Here is a 23,864-nt window from a genome sequence, read left to right as displayed (position 1 = left end):
CCGACCTCTGCGTTCACGGGTTCTGCCGGGTGTGCAGTTCCCTCCGTCCCCTCTCCCCGGAGCACCCCCCACATGAGCAGCCGCTCGCCCGACGAGTTCCGCCTCGGTGTGCGTCCGTACGACCGGGGGGCCGGTAGCGGCGACGAGCCGGAGGATCCGCACGAGCTGCTCCACCGGGCCCGGCGGCTCACCGCCCACGGGCATCCCTGGGCCGGAAGCGCCTGGGAGCGGGCCGCGACGGCCCTTCGGCGCGCGGGCGGCGTCCTCACCCCCGGGGACCACGCCGACGCCCTGGACGCGACCGCGCTCGACTGCCGGGGCGCCGCACGCCCGGCCGCGGGGCCGCTCTTCTTCCGGGCCGCCGATCTGCACGAGCAGGCCGGACAGCGGGGCAAGGCCCTGGTCTCACGGGCGCGGGCGCTGGTCGCGGGCCCCGGTCCCGGAGCGACGGCCTGCGCACGGCTCGCGGAGCTGTGCGAGCGGGCCACGGCCCTCCATCGAGCCGGGCGGGCCGGGGTCGCCGAGACCGCGACGGTGCGTCTGCTGCACGGCCGGGTCCGCGCCGATCTGCTCGACACCGCGCCCGACCCGACGGCCGAGGCAGCCGCCCTGCGTGAGGAACTCGCCCGGCTGATCGCCTTCGCCGCGCCCCACCGGGCGGATCCCGCCGTCCTCCGCGTGCTCGCCGACACCCGCGCGCTGCTCGGCCGGATCACCGCGCCCGACGACCCGGCCGCCGCGGCGGCCCAGCTGAGGACGGCGCTCGACGACCAGCGTGCCGGGGGCCGGCTGTGGCCTGCCACCGAGCATCGACTCCTGCTCTCCGCGGTGCTGCGGGCCACCGGTGCGCACGAGGAGGCGGCCGCGCTCCTCCGGGCCGCCCTCGTCCCCGAGGTGACGGACACGCCGCTGCGGGCCGCCGACCGGGCCCGGCTCTGCCTGGCGCTTGCCCGGACGGTCGCCGGGGCCGACGAGCACGGGCGTACGGCCCGGGACGGCACGGAGATGACGGAGGGGCTGCCGGCGGAGACGGCGGCGGAGGCATGGGAGGAGACGGCGGCGGACGTACTGGACGAGACGGCGGAGGAGGACGGCGAGCGGCTTTCGCTGCTCGCGGAGGCCGTCCGTCACACCGACGGGCCCGCGCAGGACGTCCGCGTGGGGGCCCTCGCACGGCTCCTGCTCGGTGTCGCGCACGCGGAGCGCGGACGCTACGGCACGGCCCTCGCCCTCCTCGAACAGGCGCTGCCGGGGTTCGCGGACGACGGCGACACGGCGGGGCGCGTACGGGCCAGGGCCTGGCTCGCCGAGTGTCTGCTCCACCTGGGCGAACCCGGCCGGGCGGCACGGGAGTATGCCCTCGCCGCGGCAGAGGCCCGGTCGTGGGACGACCCGCGCCATGGCGCGGCCCTGAGCCGTCGGGCGATGCACACGCTCGGGCCTGCGGGGACCCACGGCCCGGTGCCGCAGACCCCGGGCACGGGCGGTACGGTCTACGCCGACGCGAAGACCGAGACCGAGGCCCCGGCGGAAGGTGGTGCCCCCGGCGGGGGCGCGCGGGGGCCGTGGCCGGGCTTGCGTGAACTCCCGGAGCCGTTCGGACCGCCGGGGCGCTACCAGGTCGACGTGTACGGCGAAGTGGGCGGGGCAGGGCCGCAGGCCGCCACCGCCCCGGGGACCCGAGTACAGGGGTGCGAGTGAACAGAGTGATCGACGGCCGTTTCGAGCTGGTGGAGCGGCTGGGCGGCGGCGGGATGGGAACGGTCTGGCGCGCCCGCGACCTGGTCCTCCACCGCGACGTGGCGGTCAAGGAGGTACGTCCGCCGGACCCCGCGCACGCCGAGCACGACGTCGAGGGCGCCCGGACCCTGCGCGAGCGTGTCCTGCGTGAGGCGCGCGCCCTGGCCCGGATCGACCACCCCAACGTGGTGACCATCCATCACATCGTCGACGCCGGCGAGGGCACCTACCCGTGGCTCGTGATGGAGATGGTCACCGGCGGTTCCCTCCAGGACCGGCTCGACCGGGGCTCGATGACCCCGGTCGAGGCCGCCGTGCTCGGCCGCGAGCTGCTCTCGGCGCTGCGGGCCGCCCACGAGCGGGACATCGAGCACCGCGACGTGAAGCCCGCCAACGTCCTGCTGCGTCCCGACGGCCGGCCGGTGCTCACCGACTTCGGCATCGCCGCGGTCCGCGAGTCCACCGTCCTGACGGCCTCGGGCTCGATCATCGGCTCGCCCGACTACATGGCGCCCGAGCGGATCCGCGGCGGTGGCGGCAGCGGTCCGGCCGCCGACCTGTGGTCCCTCGGCATGGTGCTGTACGTGGCGGTCGAGGGCCACCACCCGCTCCGCCGGGAGAACACCCTCGCGACGCTGGCCGCCGTCCTCTCCGACGACGTGCCTCCCCCGCGGCGCGCCGGCGAGCTCACCGGTCTCCTGACCAGGCTGCTGGTGCGGGAGCCGTCCGCCCGCCCGGACGCGGCGGAACTCGACCGCGCGCTCGCCGCGGTGACGTCACCTGACCCGGCTGTCCCTTCGGCCCTCCGTCAGGACGCCGACGCGGTACGGGGCCCGGCGGGGGCTCCGTCGAACGGGACGGGCCCGAGGGCCTTCGGCCCGGCCGGTTCCGAGGCCTTCGGGGGGCCGGGCGCGGCGGGCAGCGGCGAGGCCACCTCGTTCCACCTGGCGCCGCCGACGAGCCACCCGGCAGCTCCGACGAGCCACCCGGCGCCTCCGGCTGCCTCGGGCGCGGGTCCGGCGGCAGCGGGGCCGACGTCGCACGGCGGCTCGCCGGCAGACGCTCCCCCGTGGGCCGCTCCCCCCGCGGCCTCCGCCGTGTTCGCGCCTCCCGGGGTCTCCGCGGCGACCGCTCCGTCCTCCGCCTCCCCGGCCCGTGGCGCCGGCCGGCGGCGGAGTCGTACCGCCCGGTTCCTGGGTTCCGCCGCCGTCGTGCTGCTCGCCGTGGGGATTCCCGTCGCCGCGATGAGCTGGGACTGGCGGCCGGGCGATCCGGGAAGCGGGCCGACCAGCGCGTCTCCGTCGCAGCAGGGCCCGGTCGCCCAGCGGCCCGACGCGTCAAGCACACCGACGTCGGCGTCGTCCCCGTCGCCGTCGTCCTCGTCGTCGAAGGACGTCGCCCCGGTGAAGGGCAGTCTGCTGACCCCCGCCGGGGTCCGGTCCGCCATCGCCGCGATCAAGGAGGCCGCGGGCGGGACGATGGTGACCAGCTTCGTCGTGTACCCGGACTACGCGATCGCCGAATCGCTCGTGAAGGGCAGCACGAAGCGGTACGACCGGTACATGTACCGGGGCGAGGACGCCGCCGTCCGCCAGGGATCCGGTACGGCCTTCCCCGGCTCGGTCCCGACCGACCTCGACGACTTCGACTGGGACGCCCTGCCGGCGCTGATGAAGCGCGCGGACAGGGAACTGGGCGTCGACGAGCCGACCAGCCGCTATCTCGTCGTCAACCCGCCCTCGTCGATCTTCGGGACCAAGGCGGGCATGAGCGTCTACCTGTCCGACTCGTACGGCTCCGCCTATCTGCAGGCGGACGCGAAGGGCCGGGTGACGGCGACCTATCCCCGCGAGAACTGACCCTGGCCGGCGCCGTCCCTGACCACGAGGGAGGCGAGTGCCGCCCGGCTCTCCACTCCCGTCTTGCGGTAGGCCCGGGCCACATGGCTCTCGACCGTGCGCGGGCTGAGACAGAGCCGGTCGGCCACGGCCTGATTGGTGAGTCCTTCGGCGACCAGGACCGCGATCTCCCGTTCCCTCGGGGTGAGGACGGCGAGCCGGCCCCCGGCCGTGCCCTCTGGAGGGGCGGGGCGGGTGCGGTCGGCCAGATCGACCAGCATGCGGGCGCCTGCCTCGACGGCCAGTCGTCTGCCTCTGCGCCACTGGGCGGCGGCTCTTGTGCCGTCGCCCGCCGCATGGGTCTGCGGCGCGGCGAGGAGCAGGCTGTGGGCCTCTCTCAGGACGGCACCCGAGCGGGCGCTCTCCCGGGCGGCGTCGGTGAACGCCCGTGCGGCGGAGGCCGATTCACCACGCCTCGCCAGGACCTGTCCCCAGGCGCGCAGTGCGGCCGCCCGCTGTACGGGCAGCCCGAGCGGCTCCGCCTGCGCGAGGGCGAGGCGGGCGACCCGCTCGGCCTCCGCCGGGTCTCCGGTGGCGAGGGCCGCGCCCGCGAGGAGTTCGAGGTATCCGGGGCGCAGCGAGGGCTGGAGCCGGGAGAGGCTCCGGTCGCCGCCCGCGCGCACGAGCACCTCGCGCACCCGGTGCGGGTCCGTGTGGAGCGACACGGCGTAGCCGAGCAGGGAGCGGGTCTGGGTGGCCCACCAGCCCTCGGCGGTCCCCACCGTGGCCGCGGCCTCCTCCGCGGCGGCCGACGGCTCGGGGTCGCCCAGCGGCCGGGCGTGGAGGAGGAGGACGGCCCGGATCGCCCCGCTGAAGCCGACGAGCTCGGCACCACCCAGGCCGCGGGCGACCGCGAGGGACTCCTCCGCCAGGTCGAGCGCGGCACCGACCCTGCCGGTCAGGAAGTGGACGTACGCCGAGCAGAGCAGCAACTGCGAGAGCGCGAAGGGGCGTCCGGCGCGCCGGGCCATCGCGATGCCCCGGGTGGCATGGCGCTCGGCCCTGCCGTACTCCTCGAGGAAGACCTCGGTCCAGCCGAGCCGTACCAACGACTCGGGGTGGGCGGCCAGTTCGCCGTCGGTGAAGGTGTCCGTGAGGGCCGCGGCCTCCGCCGCGTGCACGCGGGCGGCGGCGGTCTCGCCCTCGTACACCTCGCCGAGCGCGGCCAGGGTGAGCACTTCCGTCGTGCCCGCTTCGTCGCGCCGTCGCCGGGCCTCTTCGAGGGTGCGGTCCACGACGGGCCGGACCTCGGGGTACCGGGCGGCGAAGAGGGCCCGGCAGCCCCATTCGACGACGAGCCAGGTCCGCAGGTCGGGGCGGGGTCCCGGGGTGCGCTCCAACTCGCGGCGGAGCAGGGCGTCAGCCTCCGGGTAGCGGCCGATGTGGCGCTCCATGAAGGCGCAGAGCAGGACGGCGGAGGTCCGCAGCTCGGCCGTGTCCGGCTCCCGGCAGGTGTCGATGAGGTGGTGGAGGAGGTCCCGGCTCTCCGCCACCCGGCCGGCGGATCCGAGGGCCCGGGCCCGTCGGAGCGTCAGGTCGCGCCAGGTGGCGCGGTGCCCGGGGGTGTCGGGGAGCAGGGCGAGGACGGCCCCCAGCCAGTGGGCGGCGCGCGCGGGGTCGGCCGCGCCGATCCGCTCGGCGGCCTCGACTAGATCGGCGGCGGTGTCCGGGTCCCAGACCGTCACGGCGCGGACCAGGTGCGGGGCACGCTCGGTCACGGGCGCCCCGGCTGCGGCGAGCGCGTCGGCCGCCCGCCGGTGCAGTTCGCGGCGGCGCCAGGGGTCGAGCGTGCCCCGGACGAGCTCGGCCAGGGCGGGATGGCGCAGGACGAGGATCCGCCCGTCGTCGTCGGGTCGGACGAGATCGCGGTGGGTCAGCTCCCTGAGAACGTCGTCCAGGGCCACGGGGTCCGGCGGGCCCCACGGGTGCGACGGGTGCGAGGCGTGTGACGCGGGCGAAGGGTGCGGCAGGTCCGCCGGGTGCGGGGCGAGCGGTGGCAGGGCGGTCGGCGGCGGGGCGATCGGAGGTCGGTACACGGCGGCGAGCAGTTCGGCCGTGGCGCGCCCGTCGAGTACGGCGAGCGCCTCGACGACCGCCCGCCGCGCCCCGTCGAGCGGGGCGAACTCGTCGAGCACCACCGCGACGGGACCGCTCCCGGGCGCCGCTCCCCCGTGGGTGCGCGTGTGGGCGAGGGCTCGGTGATAGAGCGGGTTGCCGAGGCTGACGGCGTGGATCTCCCGGGCGAGGCCGGCCGGCAGCCCGGGAACGAGCCCCTGGGCGCAGTCGTCCGGTGCCAAGGGTCCGAGGGTGAGCCGGGCGAGCTCTCCCGAGTCGGCGGCGCGGGCGAGGACGGAGGCGAGCGCGGGCGTGGTCTGGCGCTCGCGGCGGGCGAGGACGAGCAGGACGGGCGCCCGGAGCGGATGCCGGAGGAGATGGTCGACGAGCGCGACGGAGGCGGGGTCGGCGGCGTGGAAGTCGTCGAGCGCGAGGACGAGGACGGGCCCGTCCGCCGGGACGCGCCCGAGCGCGGCCACGATGCGCCGGACCTGGCCGGCCTCCCCGCCGCCGGGCCGCCCGCCCTCCGCACCGCGCGCTCCGCCGGAGGCGAGGAGGTCGTCCGGGACGCCGCCGACCGTCGGTCCGGTCCCGGCCGGAGCACCCGCGGCGTGGTCCCCGCGGGGCGCGGCCGGTGTCGACTCGACGAGTTCCGCGAGGGCCGACAGGGCCGGGGCGAGCGCGCGCTCGTGGTGGTCCAGGTCCGCGAAGGCGTCCGCGAAGGCCTGGAAGGGTGGGCTCGGGTCCCGGCCCGCAGCGGGGGTGGGGCCGGCGAGGACGGTGGGGAGGGCGGGTCCCGCGAGGCCGCGCAGGACCGTGGCCCCGCGCCGCCTCGCCCGTACCGCGAACTCGGCGAGGAGCCGGGACTTGCCGATGCCCGGCTCGCCCACGACCTCCACGGCCACCGGGCCCGTGCCCTCGGCGCGGCGGCGCAGCGGCACGTCCAGCCGGTCGAGTTCGCGGGCCCGCCCGACGAAGGGCGCAGGGCCGGCACCCCGATCCGCGAAAGTGTCCACGTGCAGTCCCCCTCGTGCGGTCGTCCTCTTCCCCGCTCCCAGTTGTACGGCACGCCACCGACAACGGCGTCAGCCGGTGGTCGGGGCCTTGAAGGCGCGGGTCTGTTCCGCGATGGCCCGTTCCGTGGGGAGGCCGCTCGATCGACGAGGCTCCGCAGAGGCCGACGACGCCCTTGGGGCGCTCCAGAACGTGCCGCGCGTCCTCGGGTTCGGCGAGGGGACCGCCGTGGCAGAGCACCAGGATGCCGGGGTTCACGCGCTCGGCGGCGTCGTGCGTCTCCCGGACCGCCGCCGCGGCCTGGTCGAGCGTCATCGCCGTCCCCGCCCTGACGGACACCCGCCCCAGAAGCTCCGGGCTCGCGGCTCCGCGCTCGGGGCTTCGGGCTCGGGGCTTCGGCTCGCGGCTTCTGGCTCCGTCAGGGATGCATCCGGGCGCCCTTGAGCACCTTGTCGACCGCGTTGCGCGGCCCGTACACGGCGAGGCCCGCCAGGTCCAGGCCGCCGGCCCCCACGGCGCGCACGGCCGCGCGGTTGTCGCGGTCGTTGCCGGTGGTGAACAGCTCGGTCGTGAACACCGCCCGCGGGAGCGCGCGGGAGAGGGCGCGGGCGTGCGCCGCCGTCAGCGTCTCCTTCGTCCCCTCGAACACGAGGACGGGCTGCCGGAACATCGGCAGGTACGGGGTGTCGTCGGCGTCCGCGTACGGTTCGCCGATCACCTCGGGAAGCTCCGTGCCGAGGCCGCTGACCAGGAACGCGGTGACGTTCAGACGCTGCCAGGTCTCCAGGTCCTCCCGCAGGAGTACGGCGATCTTGGTGTCGAAGCGGACGGGTGCGGTGTCGGTGGTCGTCATGCTCCGAGACTGCCGACCGGCCCGCCGGGCCGTCTTGTACATTCCTTGCATGGTGGCCGGTCAGCAGGTGTCGGCATGGCACCCGCACGTGCCGGGAGTCGTGGAGGTCTTCCACGCCCACTTCACCGCGCACGCGTACCCGATGCACGTCCACGACGTGTGGACCCTGCTCATCGTCGACGAGGGGGCCGTCCGCTACGACCTCGACCGGCGTGAGCACGGCACCCCTGGCGACACGGTGTCGCTGCTCCCGCCGCAGGTTCCGCACAACGGTTCGCCTGCGACCCCGCACGGCTTCCGCAAGCGGGTGCTCTACCTGGATCTGACCCAGCTGGACGAGAGCTTCATCGGTGCGGCGGTGGACGAGCCCGATCTCGTCGATCCGCTGCTGCGCCGCCGCGTCGGTCAGCTGCACGCGGCGCTCGCGGACCGGGGCGGCGAACTGGAGGCGCAGAGCCGGCTCGCCCTCATCCGGGAGCGGCTCCGCACCCGTCTGCGGCCCCAGGCGGTCGCCCGCGCGCGCCCGGCCGATCCCGGGGTGGCCCACCGGCTCCGCGAGCTCCTCGACGCCCGGCTGCTCGAAGGCGTGACCCTGGACGAGGCCGCGCGGCTCCTGCACGCCCATCCCACCCATCTGGTACGGGCGTTCAGCGGCGCCTTCGGTATCGCCCCGCACCAGTACCTGACCGCCCGCCGGCTCGACCGGGCCCGCCGGCTGCTGCTGGAAGGCCGGCCGCCCGGGGAGGTGGCGACGGCGACCGGCTTCTACGACCAGTCGCATCTGAACCGCTCGTTCAAGCGACTCGTCGGCACGACGCCGGGGCGCTTCGCCCGGAGCGGCCAGGAAGCGCCGCCGCTGTCGTGAACCGGCCACGCTCGGTGGCGTGAGCAGGCCGAAAGGGCCGCTCCGGAGGAAACGGTCCCCCCCTCGCGGGCATCCGGCAGGACCGCGAAGCCTGGGCCGTTCACCTCCGCGACGGCTCCGTCGGCAGCCGTGCCCGGCGGCCGGCGGTTCACATACGACCCCCCGACTGCTCCCTGCGCTGCCCCAGGCCCGGCACCGGCTTGCCCTGGTAGACCGGGCGCCTCGGCGCCGCCGAGGCGGACTCCGTGGCACGGACCACCCTACTTCGGTCATGGAACGGGGCCCGATCCCACGGGTCGTCAGGAACAGGATCAGCGGGCACCCCGGACACCCCGACGACCGAGATCGTCACGCAGAGGAGCCCGCTCGACCCAAACTGAAACGAGCGGTCAGGGGGTCTTCTCCCGGGGTGCCGGGGTCCGGAGGTCGGCGAGCAGTTCCGCCTGGCCCGCGAGGACGCCGGAGAGGATCGCGCGGGCGGTCATCAGCAGGTCGGCCACCTGAGGACTCGTCAGCGCGTAGTACACGGCCGTGCCTTCGCGGCGGGCGACGACCATGTTCGCCCGGCGCAGGACCGCCAACTGCTGTGAGAGGTACGCCGGTTCGACCCCGGTGTCGCGGAGCATCTCGGAGACCCCGTGCTCGCGCTCGCTCAGCAGCTCCAGGACACGGATGCGGACGGGGTGTCCCAGTGTCTTGAAGAACTCGGCCTTCAGTTGGTAGAGCGGCGTACTCATCGCACCCACCCCGCGCGTCTCGTCGACCCGGCACTCTGCAGCATGCCCCCATCCTCGCGCCTGCCGGAGCGGTGACGCGCCGGAGACGGGTCAGCGGCCGATCATGGCCGGAACCTGCCAGGACGGTCCGGCACTTGGGCGGTGCACGGACCGTACGCGGGCGGTGTGTGAGCGGTACCGGCGCCGCCGGGCGATCAGGCGGTCGGCCAGGCGTCGCTGCGCCAGGCCCGCTGCTCCGCGCCCGCGTCGCGGTGCGCGGCGAGCGCCGCGGCCAGGTCGCGGTGGACCGGGACCTGGGGGCCCTCGCCCGCCGGGACCAGGGAGCCGTCGGCGGGGATCGCGGCCAGTTCGAGGGCGCGGCCCGCGGCCCGCAGCCGGAGCGCGGCCTCCGTGACGGCGAGCTGCCCGCCGACCGACCAGCCCCGCAGCCGGGTCAGGTCGAGGACGACCGGCCCCGTGCCCCGCGCCACCGCCCACCCCACGGCCCCGGTGAACCGTCCCACGGCGTCGGCTCCGAGGAACCCGGCCAGGGACAGTACGCCCAGGTCCTGCTGGACGGTGTAACGCCATTCGATGGTCATCTGCGTCGTCATCCTTCTCGTACGGCGATCACTGCGGAGGCACGGGCTGCGGGAGTACGGGCTGCGGGAGTACGGGGGGCGGAAGCGCGGGTGGCGGGCAGGCGCGGGCCGGAGGCGATCTCGGTGAGGATCCGCCGGGCGGCCTGCATCAGCTGGGGCACGTCACCACCGGCAAGCGCGTACACGACAGTGGATCCCTCGCGGGTCGCGGTCACGATCCCGGAGCGGCGGAGCACGGCGAGCTGCTGCGAGAGCGCCGCCGGTTCGATCTCGATCCGCGCGAGCAGTTCCCGTACCGGCATCGGCCCGTCCTGGAGCAGCTCCAGGACCCGGACGCGTACGGGATGACCCAGCATGCGGAAGAACTCGGCCTTGGCCTGGCAGAGCGGGACCGGCACGGTCTGTCCTCCGGGGGCGCGGGGGCGCGGGACGGCTCGCCGTAGTCCGGCGACCGCCCACGGGAACGGCCCGACCAGGATGTATCGAATTGCAGAGATTTGCAATTTGCCTTTCACCCACTGAGACGGCCCGCAAAGCGCCCGCGCCTCGCTCTCGCCGCGCGTCACGGAGACGCGTTTCGAGACCGGTTGCGCAGAGCGGGAACAGACTCCGGGTTCCGGCGGCTGGAACAGACAGCTCGAAGCGACAGCCGGAACGGACAGAAGGAAGCACCATGAAGATCGGCATCATCGGCGCCGGCAACATCGGCGGCAATCTGACCCGCCGCCTCACCGCCCTCGGTCACGACGTGTCCGTGGCCAACTCCCGCGGCCCGGAGACGCTCTCCGCGCTCGTCGAGGAGACCGGCGCCACCGCCGTCACCGCCTCGGAGGCCGCGCGGGGCGCCGAGATCGTCGTCGTGACGGTTCCGCTGAAGAACGTCCCCGACCTGCCGGCCCGGTTCCTCGACGGCGCGGCGGAGGGTTTCGCCGTCATCGACACCGGCAACTACTACCCCCGCGAGCGCGACGGCCGGATCGCCGCCATCGAGGACGATGGTCTGACGGAGAGCCGCTGGACCGAGCTCCGCATCGGCCACCCGGTGATCAAGGCCTTCAACGGCACCTACGCACAGGACATCCTGGACCGGCCGCGCCCGGCGGGCGATCCGGAGCGTCTGGCCCTGCCCGTGGCGGGTGACGACGCGGTGGCGAAGGAGAAGGTGCGGCTCCTCATCGACGAGCTGGGCTTCGACTCCGTGGACGCGGGCGGGATCGACGACTCCTGGCGCCAGCAGCCGGACACCCCGGTCTACGGGCTCCGCGAGGGCGTGGAGGCCGTGACGAAGGCGCTGGCCGCCGCCTCCCCCGAGCGCCCTGAGGCCTTCCGGGGTTGACCGCGCACCCTCCGGATGCGGACACGTAACAGAACAAAGCTCTAGTTACGGCTGCACTAGGGTGTGCGCCATGGCTCCTAAGCAGCAGCGTGGCGAAGCCACCGTCGAGCGCCTGCTGACCACGGCACTGAAGGTGTACGCGGACTCCGGCCAGGAGGGATTCACCGTGAACGCGGTGACGGCGGCCGGCGGTGTCAGCCTCGGCAGCCTGTACCACCACTTCGGCAGTTTCGACGGCCTCGCCGCCGCTCTGTACATCCGGTGCACGGAGCGGTTGTGCGGCGAGGTCGTCGCCGCCCTCGGCCGTACCAGGACCGCCCGGACCGGGGTGCGTGCGGTGGTCACCGCGTACCTCCGGTTCACGGAGGAGCACCGGGACGCCGCGCTGTTCATCCACGCCTCGGCGTACTCGGGCCATCTCGTCGCCCACGCCGAGCGGATCCGGGCGGCCGAGGAGCCGTTGTTCTCCGCGATCGGGGCGTGGCTGCGGCCGTTCGCCGAGGCGGGCGAGATCGCTCCGACTCCCGAGCCGCTGATCGAGGCTCTGGTCATCGGTCCGACGGCCGAGACCGCGCGCCGCTGGCTCTCCGGCGCGTACGACGTGGACCTCGCGCAGGCGGCCCGGATCCTGCCGGACCGGATCTGGCGTTCCCTCCGGCCGGAGTGACGGCGCGACCCGGGAACCTCAGCCGGCGGCCGGGGCCGCGAACGTGACCTCGGCGGCTCGTACGGTGACCTCCGCGTCGCTCCCCAGGGCGTAGGCCGCGACCCGGGAGACCGTCGCGGCCGGGACGACCTCGCTGATCCCCGGCGCCGCCGGCACGTCCTGGGTGGCGTGGGCGTCGTGCGGGACGACGACGCGGTAGCCGCGCGCCAGGGCCGTACGCGCCGTCGCCTGCACGCACATCTCGGACATCACACCGCAGACGACGACCGCCCGCACGCCCGCGTCGGTGAGCACGCCGCCGAGCCGGGTCTCCGCGAAGCCGTCGTCGTGCGGCTTGCGGATGACGAACTCGCGGGGCCCGGGCTCGACGGGGTGGTGGAGCTCCCAGCCCGGGGTGTGGGGTTCGTCCTCGGCGCCGGGCGGTCCGTCGTTCTGGAGGTGCACGACGAGCGCGCCGTCCCGCCGGGCGCGCGCGAGGAGGTCCGTCGTACGGTCGACGAGCCGCGCGGCCGCGGGCACGGCCCCGTCACCGGTGACGAAGGCGGACTGCACGTCCACGACGATCAGCGCGTCGACGGGCGGGGTGTCGGGGGTGCGCGCGGCGGGCGGGGCCGGGTCGGCGTGCTGGCTCATCCGACCATGATCCCGTCCACGCGACGCTGCGGCCAGGGGATTTCGGACCGTCTCGCCGCCCGTTCACGCCCGTTGCCCTGTATCGCGGGTGTATCGAGAATCGCATACGCCCCCGCAACCGCCCTCCCTCTTCAATGGGGGCATGACACACAGCGCACCCGTGCCCACCCCGCCCCGCCGCACGCGCGGGACCGTGCTCGTCGTCCTGGCCGTCCTCGGCCTGGCGGGCGCGCTGTACGTCGTGCGGGGGCCGCTCATGATGTCCGCTCCGCGGTGCATGGCCGGGCGGTGGCACGGCTGCTTCGACACGTTCAACGGCGTGGTGCTCATGACGCTGGTCGCGGTGCCGTTGTCCCTGCTCGTGGTGGGGGCCCTGGCGCTCCGGCGGCGGGCCGCCGGTGTCGCACCGGCGTGGCGGACGTCGCTGGCCGAGGTGGGCATGGTCCACGGGACGGTGCCGTTCCTGTGGCTGACCCTGATGCCCGGCGCGGCGCCGGGCATCGCCCCCGCCCGGGTGAGCCTGGTACCGCTGAGGGACCTGGTCACGATGGGGACGCTCGGGATCGTCGGCAACCTCCTGGTCTTCGCCTCGCTCGGCTTCTTCGCCCCGATGCGGTTCGCGGCACTGGCCTCCGTGCCCCGGATCCTCGCGCTCGGCGCGGGCTGTTCGCTCCTGGTCGAGAGCACCCAGTACGTCCTCCGACTCGACCGGGTGTCCTCCGTGGACGACGTCCTGGTCAATGCCGCAGGCGCCGCAGTGGCCGCCCTGGCCTCGCGGCACTGGTGGCGCACCACGGCGGAGGCGCCGACGGACCGGCCCCACCCCGCCATGGCATCGGCGGCCTGAGGCATGCGGCCGGTGCGCCCCCGACCTCGCACACGTCGGCGCCGTGTCCTCCTGCATAGGCTTCAGCCATGCGCGTACTGATCGTGGAGGACGAGCCCTACCTGGCCGAAGCCGTCCGTGACGGGCTACGGCTCGAGGCGATCGCGGCCGACATCGCCGGCGACGGCGACGCCGCCCTGGAACTGCTCAGCGTCCACTCCTACGACCTCGCCGTCCTCGACCGCGACATCCCCGGCCCCTCCGGCGACGAGGTCGCCCGCCGCATCGTCGCCTCCGGGAGCGGCATCCCGGTCCTGATGCTCACGGCAGCCGACCGGATCGACGACAAGGCCTCGGGTTTCGAGCTCGGCGCCGACGACTACCTCACCAAGCCGTTCGACATGCGGGAACTCGTCCTGCGGCTGAGGGCGCTCGACCGCAGACGCGCGTACGCCCGACCCCCGGTCCGCGAGCTCGCGGGCCTGCGGGTCGACCCCTTCCGCCGGGAGGTCTTCCGGGAGGGGCGTTACATCGCGCTCACCCGCAAGCAGTTCGCCGTCCTCGACGCCCTCGTCGCCGCCGAGGGCGGGGTCGTCAGCGCGGAGGAACTGCTCGAACGGGCCTGGGACGAGAACGTCGACCCCCTCACCAATGCCGTACGCATCACCGTCTCCGCGCTGCGCAAACGGCTCGGCGAACCATGGCTCATCGCCACCGTGCCGGGGGTCGGCTACCGCATCGGGACCGGCCCCGACGCCGCCCGCCCCGGCCCTGTTCATGGCTAGACGCCGGGGGCTCAGCGCCCGACTGAAGCTCACCCTCAGCTACGCCGGATTCCTCGCCGTCGCCGGTGCTCTGCTGCTGGCCGTGGTGTGGGGGTACCTGCTGCGCTACGTACCCGACAACTCCCAGGGCCTGCTCGGGGTCTCGCCCAACCGCTGGCTCCTGGTGCGCACCTTCTTCCCCGCGGCCGCCGTGGCGATGGCCTGCCTCCTCGTGTTCGGCCTCGTCGGGGGGTGGCTCCTCGCCGGCCGGATGCTCGCACCGCTCCACCAGATCAGGGACGCGGCACGGAGGGCCGGGGACGGGTCGCTGTCCCACCGGATCCGGATGAAGGGCCGGCAGGACGAGTTCCGTGAACTCTCCGACGCGTTCGACTCGATGCTCGGGAGACTGGAGTCGCACGTCGACGAACAGCGCAGGTTCGCCGCGAACGCCTCCCACGAACTGCGTACCCCCCTGGCGATCTCGCGGGCACTCCTCGACGTCGCCCGCAAGGACCCCACCCGCGACCGGGAGGAGCTCGTCGAACGCCTGCAGGCCGTCAACACCCGGGCCATCGACCTCACCGAGGCCCTGCTGCTGCTCAGCCGCGGCGACGCCGGCACCTTCACCCGCGAGAGCGTCGACCTCTCCCTCCTCGCCGAAGAGGCCGCCGAGACGCTGCTCCCCCTCGCCGAAGGGCGCAGGATCACGCTCGACGTCACCGGCGGCGCGGCCCGGACCAGCGGCTCCGCGGAGCTCCTGCTGCGGATGGTGACGAACCTCGTCCAGAACGCCGTCGTCCACAACGTCCCCACCGGCGGCACCGTGACGGTCCGCACCGGGACCGAGGGCGTCGGGACGGACGGCGTCGGGACGCGCGCCACGAGCGTGCTGCGCGTCGAGAACACCGGCCCTCCGCTCCCACCGGAACGGGTACCGACCCTCACCGAGCCGTTCCAGCGGGGAGCGGAACGCGTGCGCACCGACGAACACGCCGGCGTCGGCCTCGGCCTGGCCATCGTGCGGAGCGTCGTCCACGCCCACGACGGCTCCCTCGACCTCGCCCCCCGCCCCGCCGGAGGCCTCCTCGTCACGGTCCGGCTTCCCGGCGCGCCCTAGACGTCGTCCGCCGGCGCGGACCGGGAGTCGGGCACGGCGGGGAGCGGGGCGTCGAGCGCGGCCTCGGGTACGGCCCCTGGTGTGGCCTCGGACGCCGCCTCGGGTGTGGCGACGGGTGTCGCCCCGGGCACCGCCTCGGCTGCGGCGGTGCTTCGGCGGTCGGCTCGGGAGAGCAGCCAGTGGCCCGAGACTCCGGTCGTGAACAGGCCCGTGACGAGCGCGAGCAGCGAGGCGCCGGGCCCCGAGGTCCAGTCGACCGACCGGAAGTGGACCGCGAGGACGACCGCCGTGGCGAGTGCGATCAACGGGACGGCCCGCAGCGCGGGGCGGACGCGGGTCAGGTCGTCCTCGGCCAGCGCGCCGAGGACGCCGACGCCCAGGGCGAGCGCCCACACGCCGAGGCCCTGCGCGTCCGCGCGGTTCACCGTCCACGGCACGAGCGCGCCCCAGAAGGAGGGGAAGGCGAGCAGCCCGGCGCCGATGCCGAGCCAGCCCGAGCCGACGACGGCGAGCGGCGGCTTCGACCAGCCGGGCAGCGGTACGGCCGGGTGCCGCGGCGCCGCGCCCGTGCGTCCGGCGGGCCTCCGGTACTGCGCGACCAGGCACCCCACCGCGCCGACGGCGAGCAGTCCGAGAGTGGCGACCCAGCCGAGGCTGAAGAGGGCGAGGAACAGCGGGCTGCCCTCGGCCGCCTGGAGGGAGCCGCCGTTCAGCAGGCTCACCGCGAACAGGCCTGCCAGCACGATCACCAGCGGCAGCACCAGGCTCCGTACGTCCGCCCAGAGGCGCGCCCGCCCGATCGTGAAGAGCGCGGGCGCCACTGCGGCCATCGCGGCTCCGATGAGCCCGGGGCTCAGCGCCTCCGGGGACACCCAGGCGCCCGCCGCGTACCCGAACAGGCTCGTCACGGTGAGCAGGGCGCCGGTGCAGAGGCTGATGCCGCCCACGACGGCGCTCAGGACGACGATGCCGGGCGACAGTTCCTTCTGCGCGGCCATCAGTTGCTCCCGTCCGCTGCGACACCGCCGGCACCGACACCGGCGCCCGCACCCGCACCGACCGTTCGCGCTGTCCGCCGACCGGGTGGGACCGGCGGATCGTCCGTCGGCTCCCCCTGCCTTCTGAGGACTTCACGGCCGTGCAGGACCCGCAGACTCACCACCGCGACCGCCGCGTACGACAGCATTCCCGCGCCGATGCCGACTCCCGCGATCAGGGACGTGAGCCGGTCCAGGCCCATCGTCCGCTCCAGTACGGGCACGGTCACCGCCGAGAAGGCGGGAGCCAGGCACTGGGCCGCCAGGTGCAGCCGCCACTCCTCGCGCGCCCAGACCGCTCCCCGCCCACGGGCACGCGACGCGCGGACCGCGATGACGGCGTACGTCAGCACGTACGGGACGAGGTACGCGACGAGCAGCCGTCGCCCCTGCGTCCCCTGGTCGAGGAGGGCGTACGTGATCCAGCCCAGGCCCGCGGCGCCCAGGACGTGGGCGGCGACGAGGGCCGGGCCCGGCGCCCAGGTGCCGGTCGGTCCGGGAGCCCCGGTCCGTCGGTCGAGGGCCCGGGAGGCCAGGAGCGCGCCGAAGGAGACGAGGGCTCCGAGGTGCATGATCGCGACGCGGTTGACGTCCTGGAGGGAGAGGCCGGGGTACAGCGCGGGCAGCACGCCCCATTCGAGCCGCAGCAGCGGAGCCGTCATCAGGAAGCCGTAGCAGAGCAGCAACCAGCGCTGGTGCAGGTCCGGGAAGCCCCGTACGGCGGCGAGGACTCCGAAGGTCACGCTGCCGACCGTGCCCACCAGGATCGTCGCGAGGACGATCCAGAACGCGGCGCCGCTGAAGGCCTCCGCGGGCGGGGTGCGCAGGAGGTAGAGCGCCGCGCCGGCCATCGACACGTACACCGTGCCGGCGAAGACGGTTCCGAGGACGCGGTGCAGCCGGATGCGGCGGCGCACCGCCGTGAGCAGCTGCACCGGGCCGAGCAGCATCAGGAGGCCGCCCAGGACCGAGTGGACGATCAGCGGGACCAGACTGCGGGTGTAGGGCCCCATCCGGTCGCGGACGGCGTCGGCCACGAACTCCGCGGAGACGGACCGGCCGAGGAGCCACTCGCCGAGGGCGGGAGCTCCGGGTGTGGCGTACGGCCAGAGTTCGGTCATGGCGATCGGCGCGTACACGAGGCAGATCACCGTCACGGCGACGGCGGACACCCGCCCCCACCTGATGCCCGTCCCCGTACTCGTACTTGAATCCGTGCTCGTCGAACGTCCCACGGCGCGTCCCCCTCCACCGTCCACGGCACCCATCCGGCGCGATAGTCCTTTCTGGACTATGGAGGAAGGTAGGGCGGAGCACCGCCGGGGTCAACCGGTCGGTAACAACAATCAGGACCCGGGGAGGGGGATCAGGATGCGCGGCTCTCGACCCAGTGCCAGAAATCGACCATCATCCGCTCGTACCGGATGCCGAACTCCAAGGCCTCGCGCTGCCCGCGCGTCAGCAACGCGCCCACCTCGCCCGCGAGTTCCTCGTACTCGTCCAGGGTCTTCCGGTGCTCCTCGATCTGCACCGGGGCGTGGACGCGCGGGCTCGCCCCGAACCACAGCTTGAGGATGCCGCGCTCGCGCGCCTCGACCGGGACGAAGGTGGGGTCGGCGAGCCAGCCGCGGAGTGCCTCCGCGCCCTCCTCGGTGAGCTTCATCAGGCGCCGGTTCCGGCCGCCGGGCTGTCTGACCTCCGAGAGCAGCCCCGCCTCCAGGAGCCGGTCGCACTGGGCGTAGACCTGCGCGTGCGGCATGGACCAGAACGGCGCCACGGTCCGCGCGGCCTCGACCTTCACGTCGTACGGGCTGGCCTCGCCCAGCTTGTCGATGATGCCCAGCACGAGGAAGGAGGGCGTGGTCAACCGGACGTCAGACATGCGTCCGACGGTATCGCGAGGACCCGGCCCCGCCCCTCCCCCCGTCGCTCCCGCGCCGCCTACGAGACGGGTCCTGTCACTCCGGGTTCGGACAGCAGGGGCCCCGCCGGATCCCAGTGAGGGGCCACCAGGACCGGCAGCCCGCCCGACGGCGCCAGGTCCCACCCCTCCGGGAACACCCCTTCCGCATCCTCCGCCGGATCCCCCGGCGACTGACCCTCCGGCGCCCCCTGCGGGACCAGGACGTCGTCGAGTTCCGTCAGGCGGATGAGCCGGAGGATCCACGGCTGGTCGCAGGCGAGCCGCCAGCGCGACCCACGCTGCCGGGTGCGCACGGCGCAGTGGGCGAGGAGGCCGAGCCCGGTGGCATCGCAGAAGGAGAGGCGCCGGATGTCGACGGTCAGGGCGTCGGACTCCCGCACGAGGGCGTCGAGCTCGGGCCGCAGGTGCCGTACGAGGACGAGGTCGAGTTCACCCCGGAGGGCGGCGACGGTGACGCCGCCGGTCGAGTAGACGGCCATATAGGGGTCATGACGGGGAATCAGCTGCATCGGGCGCTCCACAGGGTGGCTCCATGTGTCGCTTCGAGCGTGGACGCCCCCCTTCCGGGAGGGACGTTTCGCCTCGGCCGCTGTCACCTGAATCGGTGAATGTTCGAGCCACTTCCCCTCGTACGGACGACCGATGTGCGTACGTACGGCCACCCCGTCCGGTCCGCACTCCCCCTCACACGTTCGGTTCCGCGTCCGTCACGGGGTACGCGACGCCGTGCCCGCGGCGGACGCGGCGAAGGCCTCCTCCTTGATCCGGTCGAACTGGGCGCCCATGGCGGCGGAGAGCGCCTGCGCGGCGGAGAGCGGCCGGACCATGACCATGAAGTCCTCGATCCTCCCCTCCTCGTCGAAGTGGAGGAAGTCGCAGCCGTTGATCTCCATGTCGCCGACCTTCGCGGTGAAGACGAGGGCGTGGTCCCGGCCGTCGTCGCTCCCGATCTCGCGGACGTAGGTGAAGTCGGTGAAGACGCGCATCACTCCGCGCAGGATCGCGGCGGTGATGGCCTTGCCCGGGTACGGGCGGAAGGCCACCGGGCTGGTGAAGACCACGTCCTCGGCGAGCAGGGCCTCGATGGCGGCGTGGTCCCGGTTCTCGACGGCGGCACGGAACGGATGCATGACGACTCCCTATGCAACTTGTTGACTAGGTGCATGTGCAGCTAACCGCATCGCCCCGGAGACGTCCAGGGGTCGACCACCGGACGAGGTGCGGGGCGGGCCGGGCGACGCCAGGGGTCGGCCGGCCTCAGCCTCGCGACCGCCCCCTCACCCGCGCGACCGCCCCCTCACCCGCGCGGCGCCTCCGCGCGCCGCAGGGGCGGCCACGTCAGCGTGGTCCAGGCCCGCAGCAGCCATTCGGCCGGGCCGTACCGGTGACGCCGCAGCCACCACCGACTCGCGACGACCTGGACGGCGAAGAGCGCGACCGCGATCGCGAGGACCCCGGGCGGCGGTACCCGCCCCACCAGGCCCGACCCGTACCCGGTGAACAGCACCGCGCAGACCAGCGATTGAGCGAGGTAACCGGTCAGCGTCATGCTGCCCACCGGCCCGAGAACGGCCACGGTCCGCTTCCCCCACCGCCCCTGCGCGAGCCGGAGCACGGTGGCGGCATACGCGGCGGCGAGCAGCGGCGCCGTCAGGACGTCGACCGCGACGGCCAGGGCCTGGTAGGCGCCGCCCGGCGCCACCAGGTCCGCGTGCGCGTAGACCACCGCACCGAGCAGCCCGACCGTGAAACCCGCCCACTGGAGCCGGACCAGGGTCCCGCGATGACGGGCGGGATCCCCGAGCGCCCGGACCCGCCCGGCGGCGAACCCGAGGAAGAAGGCGGCCAGGGCGACCGGAGCCTGGAAGAGGAGCAGCACGGGGACGAACTCGGACAGCTGCCCCAGGTGCTCCCCGATCACCGCGCCGGGGCCGCCGCGCAGCTCCCGCATGGCCCGCTCGGCCTCGGCCGCGGCACCCCGGTCGGCGCTCGCGCCGCCGGCCCGATGCGCGCCCCACGCGAGAAGGAGATACAGGGAGGCGGTGCCGGCGAGCAGGATCACGGCGGTGCGCACGGCGGCGCGGGGCCGGACCCGGCGGGCGGCGAGCAGGATCAGGCCGAGGACGGCGTACGTCGTGAGGATGTCGCCCGGGTACAGCAGGACGGCGTGCAGCGCGCCGAGGACGAACAGCCCCGCGAGGCGCCGCAGGAACCGCGGGGCGAAGCGGACGCCGCCGCGCTCGGCCGAGGCGAGCTGCAGGGTGAAGCCGTAGCCGAACAGGAACGAGAACAGCAGGAAGAACTTGGCCTCGAAGAACAGCGTGCCGAACCACCGGACCGCGCCGTCGAGCGGCGAGTCGAAGCCGGGGTCCACCAGACCCACGCCGTGGTAGGCCGAGGCCAGGTAGCCGATGTTGACGACGAGGATGCCGAACAGGGCGAACCCGCGCAGGGCGTCGACGTGCGCGAGCCGCGCACCGCCCCCTGGCCCCGGATCCCCGGCACCTCGCTCCGCCGTCGTCGCGTGCAGTGTCACGATCTTCCCCCGTAACTATCGATGCGAAAACGCTCGTATCGAGAATGAACGTACTATCATCGATAGCGCAAGCTCGAAGGAGGAGCCCGCCCGACGACCCGAGGAGGAGGACCGATGGAGACACGGCCGGTGGTGCGCCGGGGCGTACCCGAGGGCGGCGAGGCCAAGGTCGCCGCGCTGTACTGGGAGGCGTTCGGGCGCAAGCTCGGCGCCGCCCTGAACCCCCCCGACAAGGCCCGCGCCTTCATCGCGGCCCACCTCCGCCTCGACCGGGGCGTCACCGCGCTCGTCGACGGCGAGGTGGCGGGCGTCGCCGGCTACCAGCTCGACGGGCGCGGGCTCACCGGCGGCGGCGCGGCGGACGTCCTCGCGGCGTACGGGGTGCTGCGCGGGCTGCCCCGCCTCGCGCTCCTCGCGCTCCTCGAACGCCGGCCCGCCCACCGTGAGCTGGTGATGGACGGCATCGCGGTCGCCCCGGAGCACCGGGGCACGGGCATCGGCGGCCTCCTCCTGCGCGAGGTCGCGGCCGTGGCCGCCGAAGCCGGATGCCGACGCATCCGGCTGGACGTCATCGACGTCAACCCGCGCGCCCGCGCGCTGTACGAGCGGCACGGCTTCGTCGCCGTCCACACGGAGAAGACCCCCTACCTGCGCGGCCTGATGGGCTTCGGCGCCGCCACCACCATGCACCGGCCGGTCACGGCCGCCGACTTCCCGCACGGCCAGGAGGCCCGATGAAGCGCCGCATCACCCCGACGGGGGCGGGGACGGCGGAAGCCGCCGCGGAATCCGCCGGCGCCGAATCCGCCGATCCCCACCGCGCCGGATCCGCCGCTCCTGCCGGTGACTCCGCGTGGAACCCCATCCCCACCCGTACGCTCGTCCACGCCCTCGTCCGTACCGACGGCACCGTCGACGCCGGGGAGCTCTACACCGTCGCCGGGATCCTCTCCATGAGCGACCAGCAGGTCCGGCTCTGCGTCAAGCGCCTTGTCGCGGAGGGCCGTTTCACCCACGAGGGGCGGGGGCGCAAGGCCGTCCTCCGCGCGGTCGCCGACCCCACCGGCGCCATCGCCCCCGACGCCGCCCACGTCGGTCACGCCTACCGCCAGGACCACGGGCTCGCCCCCTGGGACGGCAGGTGGCACCTCTTCGCCTTCGCCGTACCGGAATCGGCGCGGGCCGCCCGCGACGCGCTCCGCGACACCCTGCTCCACCTCGGCGCCGCGCCGCTCCACGGGGGCCTGTACGCCGCCGCGAACCCGATCGCACCGCTCGTCGAGGCCCAGGCCGAGCACCTCGGCGTCCCCGGTCACGTCACGTACCTCACCAGCACCGATCTGCGGGTCGGGGACGTCGCCGAACCCCGGGCGCTCGCCGCCGCGCTCTGGCCGCTCGACGAGATCGCCGCCCGGCACGACCGCCTGGCCGCCTTCGCCCGAAGCTGCCTCGACCGGCTGGGAACCCCGGACGACGCGGAGCGCGCCGGGAGCCCGACGGCCCCCGAGCGGCTGACGCTCGCCGTCCAGCTCGCCGCCGCCTTCACGTACGCCATGGGGCCCGACCCCCTGCTGCCACCCGAACTGCTCCCCGTGCCCTGGCCGGGAGCCGGTGCGCGCAGGCTCTTCGCCACCGCGTGGACCGCGCTGACGAACAGCCCGGGACCGGACTCCGGCCCGCCGCTCCCCCGCCTCTTCGCCCTGTACGAGGACCTCACGGGGGCGGACTCCGGTCGCCGACCGTAGCCTCGCGGACGCCCCGTCCCCCGGACCGCACCGCAGAGGCCGTGCTCCACTCCCCGGGTCGGGTCAGCCCGCGAAGCGCGCCATCCAGGACTCGACCTCGGCCGAGGAGCGCGGGAGGCCCGCCGACAGGTTCTCGTGGCCGTCCTCGGTGACGACCAGGTCGTCCTCGATCCGGACGCCGATGCCCCGCCACTCCTCCGGCACGGTGAGGTCGTCGGGCTGGAAGTACAGCCCGGGCTCGACGGTGAGCACCATGCCCGGTTCGAGGACGCTGTCGACGTACTCCCCCGTGCGGGCCTGCGCGCAGTCGTGGACGTCCAGGCCGAGCATGTGCCCGGTGCCCGCCATCGTGAAGCGACGCTGGAGCCCCAGCGCGTACGCGCGGTCGACGGGGCCCTCGATGAAGCCCCACTCGACGAGCCGCGCCGTCAGGTGCCGCTGGGACGCCTCGTGGAAGGCGCGGTACGGGACACCCGGCTTGACCGCGGCCATGCCGGCCTCCTGCGCCTCGTACACCGCGTCGTACACCTGGCGCTGGACCGGGGTGAACGTGCCGCTGATCGGCAGCGTGCGGGTGACGTCGGCCGTGTAGAGGGAGCGGGTCTCCACGCCGGCGTCGAGCAGGAGCAGCTCGCCGGGCCGGACCGGGCCGTCGTTCTCCGTCCAGTGCATGATCGTGGCGTGCTCACCGGCGGCGCAGATGGAGCCGTATCCGACGGCGTTGCCCTCCAGGCGCGCCCGGCGGAAGAAGGTGCCCTCGATCCACCGCTCGGAGGAGGCGACGGCCTTCGACAGCTCGCCGACGCAGTCGGTGAACCCGCGGACGGTCGAGTCGACCGCCTTGCGCATCTCGCCGATCTCCCACGCGTCCTTGACGAGCCGGAGTTCGGAGAGCGCCTCCTCCAGCTCGTCGTCGCGCTCCTCGTCCGTGCTGACCGCGGCTTCGAGTGCCGGGTCGACGCCTCGGACGATCCGGGTCGGCACACCGGAACCCGCGGCCAGGTCCTCGGCGACGGTCCGGACGTCGCGGCAGGGGAGCCCGAGAACGACCTCGGCCTCGGCGAGCGAGCGGCGCCGGCCCATCCACAGCTCGGCCGTGTATCCGATCCAGAACTCGTCGTTGTCGCGGCTGTCACGCGGCAGCTGGTAGCAGAAGGCGTCGTGGCCGCCGTCCGCGCGGGGTTCGAGCACGAGGGCGCCGTCGCGCGCCTGGTCGCCGGTCATGTGCACGTATCCCGTGTACGGGCGGAAGGGGTACGTGTCGTCGTTGGAGCGGGTCTTGAGGTTGCCGGAGGGGATCACGAGGCGCTCGCCGGGGAAGCGCGCGGAGAGCACGGCGCGGCGGCGGGCCGCGTACGGGGCCTGCTCGTCGGGCTCGAGCCCGTGCCGCTCGGTGTCCGCCCACCCCGACCTCATCAGGGTGGAGAGCTCCTCGGAGACGCCTTCGTAGAGGCCGTTCTTGCGACCCTTCGCCACGTCCTGCACCTTCTTCCGGATCGGTTCCTCGGCCGCCGTGGGCCGGCGACGTCCGGA

The 23,864-nt window shown here is 74.4% G+C and carries 23 protein-coding genes and 1 pseudogene; 10 read left to right on the top strand and 14 right to left on the bottom strand.

Going from position 1 to position 23,864, the window contains the following annotated elements:
* The first annotated feature begins 72 nt into the window (after positions 1 to 72).
* The gene (locus tag ACIP84_RS08400; RefSeq protein ID WP_401796132.1) at positions 73 to 1,701 is read left to right on the top strand and encodes a hypothetical protein; all 1,629 of its coding nucleotides are present in this window, start codon (positions 73 to 75) and stop codon (positions 1,699 to 1,701) included.
* Positions 1,698 to 3,599, top strand: a complete 1,902-nt coding sequence (locus ACIP84_RS08395) for a serine/threonine-protein kinase (protein ID WP_401796129.1) — start codon at positions 1,698 to 1,700, stop codon at positions 3,597 to 3,599. Before ACIP84_RS08400 ends, ACIP84_RS08395 begins: the two co-directional genes overlap by 4 nt.
* On the opposite strand, the gene ACIP84_RS08390 is transcribed toward ACIP84_RS08395, so the two are convergent.
* The 3 genes and pseudogenes from ACIP84_RS08390 to ACIP84_RS08380 all read right to left on the bottom strand — a co-directional run bounded on the left by ACIP84_RS08390 (position 3,581) and on the right by ACIP84_RS08380 (position 7,611).
* Positions 3,581 to 6,709 carry an AAA family ATPase gene (locus tag ACIP84_RS08390; RefSeq protein ID WP_401796126.1) on the bottom strand — a complete coding sequence of 1,043 codons (3,129 nt, stop codon included), beginning with the start codon at positions 6,707 to 6,709 and terminating at the stop codon, positions 3,581 to 3,583. The two genes, ACIP84_RS08395 and ACIP84_RS08390, sit on opposite strands and share 19 nt — an antisense overlap.
* Before the next feature lie 187 nt (positions 6,710 to 6,896).
* A pseudogene (locus tag ACIP84_RS08385) lies at positions 6,897 to 7,022 on the bottom strand (phosphoenolpyruvate hydrolase family protein); the annotation flags it as partial.
* A gap of 103 nt (positions 7,023 to 7,125) precedes the next feature.
* Entirely contained in the window at positions 7,126 to 7,611 is a 486-nt protein-coding gene (locus tag ACIP84_RS08380) for a DUF2000 family protein (protein ID WP_401796123.1), read from the bottom strand.
* Between ACIP84_RS08380 and ACIP84_RS08375 the strand changes: the two genes are divergently transcribed.
* The gene (locus ACIP84_RS08375) at positions 7,610 to 8,425 is read left to right on the top strand and encodes an AraC family transcriptional regulator (protein WP_401796120.1); all 816 of its coding nucleotides are present in this window, start codon (positions 7,610 to 7,612) and stop codon (positions 8,423 to 8,425) included. The genes ACIP84_RS08380 and ACIP84_RS08375 overlap by 2 nt on opposite strands.
* Before the next feature lie 389 nt (positions 8,426 to 8,814).
* Here the strand turns inward: ACIP84_RS08375 and ACIP84_RS08370 are convergent, their stop codons facing one another.
* From ACIP84_RS08370 to ACIP84_RS08360, 3 genes are all read right to left on the bottom strand, one after another.
* A complete protein-coding gene (locus ACIP84_RS08370) occupies positions 8,815 to 9,162 on the bottom strand; it encodes a metalloregulator ArsR/SmtB family transcription factor (RefSeq protein ID WP_355958459.1) in 348 nt (115 codons plus the stop codon).
* Positions 9,163 to 9,356: 194 nt separating this feature from the next.
* Entirely contained in the window at positions 9,357 to 9,743 is a 387-nt protein-coding gene (locus tag ACIP84_RS08365; RefSeq protein ID WP_355958457.1) for an anti-sigma factor antagonist, read from the bottom strand.
* Between the two features lie 8 nt (positions 9,744 to 9,751).
* A complete protein-coding gene (locus ACIP84_RS08360) occupies positions 9,752 to 10,141 on the bottom strand; it encodes an ArsR/SmtB family transcription factor (RefSeq protein ID WP_401796115.1) in 390 nt (129 codons plus the stop codon).
* Between the two features lie 89 nt (positions 10,142 to 10,230).
* On the opposite strand from ACIP84_RS08360, the gene ACIP84_RS08355 reads away from it, so the two are divergent.
* Complete coding sequence (locus ACIP84_RS08355) at positions 10,231 to 11,079, top strand: NADPH-dependent F420 reductase (protein WP_401796112.1); 849 nt, start codon at positions 10,231 to 10,233, stop codon at positions 11,077 to 11,079.
* 70 nt (positions 11,080 to 11,149) lie between these two features.
* Entirely contained in the window at positions 11,150 to 11,746 is a 597-nt protein-coding gene (locus ACIP84_RS08350) for a TetR/AcrR family transcriptional regulator (RefSeq protein WP_401796109.1), read from the top strand.
* Between the two features lie 18 nt (positions 11,747 to 11,764).
* On the opposite strand, the gene ACIP84_RS08345 is transcribed toward ACIP84_RS08350, so the two are convergent.
* Positions 11,765 to 12,379: an isochorismatase family protein gene (locus ACIP84_RS08345; protein WP_401796107.1), complete on the bottom strand. Its 615-nt coding sequence runs from the start codon at positions 12,377 to 12,379 to the stop codon at positions 11,765 to 11,767.
* A 142-nt stretch (positions 12,380 to 12,521) separates the two neighbouring features.
* On the opposite strand from ACIP84_RS08345, the gene ACIP84_RS08340 reads away from it, so the two are divergent.
* The 3 genes from ACIP84_RS08340 (at position 12,522) to ACIP84_RS08330 (ending at position 15,089) form a co-directional block, all read left to right on the top strand.
* On the top strand, positions 12,522 to 13,226 hold the full coding sequence (locus ACIP84_RS08340) for a VanZ family protein (RefSeq protein WP_401796105.1): 705 nt from the start codon (positions 12,522 to 12,524) through the stop codon (positions 13,224 to 13,226).
* A 68-nt stretch (positions 13,227 to 13,294) separates the two neighbouring features.
* Positions 13,295 to 13,990 (top strand): response regulator transcription factor, encoded by a 696-nt coding sequence (locus ACIP84_RS08335; protein WP_401796102.1) that lies wholly within the window; start codon positions 13,295 to 13,297, stop codon positions 13,988 to 13,990.
* Positions 13,983 to 15,089 (top strand): HAMP domain-containing sensor histidine kinase, encoded by a 1,107-nt coding sequence (locus ACIP84_RS08330; protein WP_355958448.1) that lies wholly within the window; start codon positions 13,983 to 13,985, stop codon positions 15,087 to 15,089. Before ACIP84_RS08335 ends, ACIP84_RS08330 begins: the two co-directional genes overlap by 8 nt.
* Here the strand turns inward: ACIP84_RS08330 and ACIP84_RS08325 are convergent.
* From ACIP84_RS08325 to ACIP84_RS08300, 6 genes are all read right to left on the bottom strand, one after another.
* Entirely contained in the window at positions 15,086 to 16,087 is a 1,002-nt protein-coding gene (locus ACIP84_RS08325; RefSeq protein WP_401796098.1) for a hypothetical protein, read from the bottom strand. The genes ACIP84_RS08330 and ACIP84_RS08325 overlap by 4 nt on opposite strands.
* Positions 16,087 to 17,298: a DUF2306 domain-containing protein gene (locus tag ACIP84_RS08320; RefSeq protein ID WP_401796095.1), complete on the bottom strand. Its 1,212-nt coding sequence runs from the start codon at positions 17,296 to 17,298 to the stop codon at positions 16,087 to 16,089. Before ACIP84_RS08320 ends, ACIP84_RS08325 begins: the two co-directional genes overlap by 1 nt.
* A 194-nt stretch (positions 17,299 to 17,492) precedes the next feature.
* Positions 17,493 to 18,008 (bottom strand): helix-turn-helix transcriptional regulator, encoded by a 516-nt coding sequence (locus tag ACIP84_RS08315; RefSeq protein ID WP_401796092.1) that lies wholly within the window; start codon positions 18,006 to 18,008, stop codon positions 17,493 to 17,495.
* A 59-nt stretch (positions 18,009 to 18,067) separates the two neighbouring features.
* Positions 18,068 to 18,559, bottom strand: a complete 492-nt coding sequence (locus ACIP84_RS08310; RefSeq protein WP_401796089.1) for an STAS domain-containing protein — start codon at positions 18,557 to 18,559, stop codon at positions 18,068 to 18,070.
* Between the two features lie 198 nt (positions 18,560 to 18,757).
* Positions 18,758 to 19,180 carry a nuclear transport factor 2 family protein gene (locus ACIP84_RS08305; RefSeq protein WP_401796086.1) on the bottom strand — a complete coding sequence of 141 codons (423 nt, stop codon included), beginning with the start codon at positions 19,178 to 19,180 and terminating at the stop codon, positions 18,758 to 18,760.
* Positions 19,181 to 19,347: 167 nt separating this feature from the next.
* The gene (locus tag ACIP84_RS08300; RefSeq protein ID WP_401796083.1) at positions 19,348 to 20,586 is read right to left on the bottom strand and encodes a DUF418 domain-containing protein; all 1,239 of its coding nucleotides are present in this window, start codon (positions 20,584 to 20,586) and stop codon (positions 19,348 to 19,350) included.
* A gap of 114 nt (positions 20,587 to 20,700) precedes the next feature.
* Here ACIP84_RS08300 and ACIP84_RS08295 point away from each other — a divergent pair, with 114 nt between their 5' ends.
* On the top strand, positions 20,701 to 21,324 hold the full coding sequence (locus tag ACIP84_RS08295; protein WP_355958436.1) for a GNAT family N-acetyltransferase: 624 nt from the start codon (positions 20,701 to 20,703) through the stop codon (positions 21,322 to 21,324).
* Positions 21,321 to 22,331, top strand: a complete 1,011-nt coding sequence (locus ACIP84_RS08290; RefSeq protein ID WP_401796080.1) for a PaaX family transcriptional regulator C-terminal domain-containing protein — start codon at positions 21,321 to 21,323, stop codon at positions 22,329 to 22,331. The genes ACIP84_RS08295 and ACIP84_RS08290 overlap by 4 nt, the downstream gene beginning before the upstream one ends.
* Positions 22,332 to 22,394: 63 nt before the next feature.
* Here the strand turns inward: ACIP84_RS08290 and ACIP84_RS08285 are convergent, their stop codons facing one another.
* Complete coding sequence (locus ACIP84_RS08285; RefSeq protein ID WP_401796077.1) at positions 22,395 to 23,807, bottom strand: aminopeptidase P family protein; 1,413 nt, start codon at positions 23,805 to 23,807, stop codon at positions 22,395 to 22,397.
* Positions 23,808 to 23,864: the final 57 nt, after the last annotated feature.

Source organism: Streptomyces sp. NPDC088707 (genome assembly GCF_044752725.1).
Classification (GTDB): Bacteria; Actinomycetota; Actinomycetes; order Streptomycetales; family Streptomycetaceae; genus Streptomyces.
Note: the sequence above shows the minus strand (reverse complement) of the source record. Positions and strands in the feature narration are given on the sequence as shown.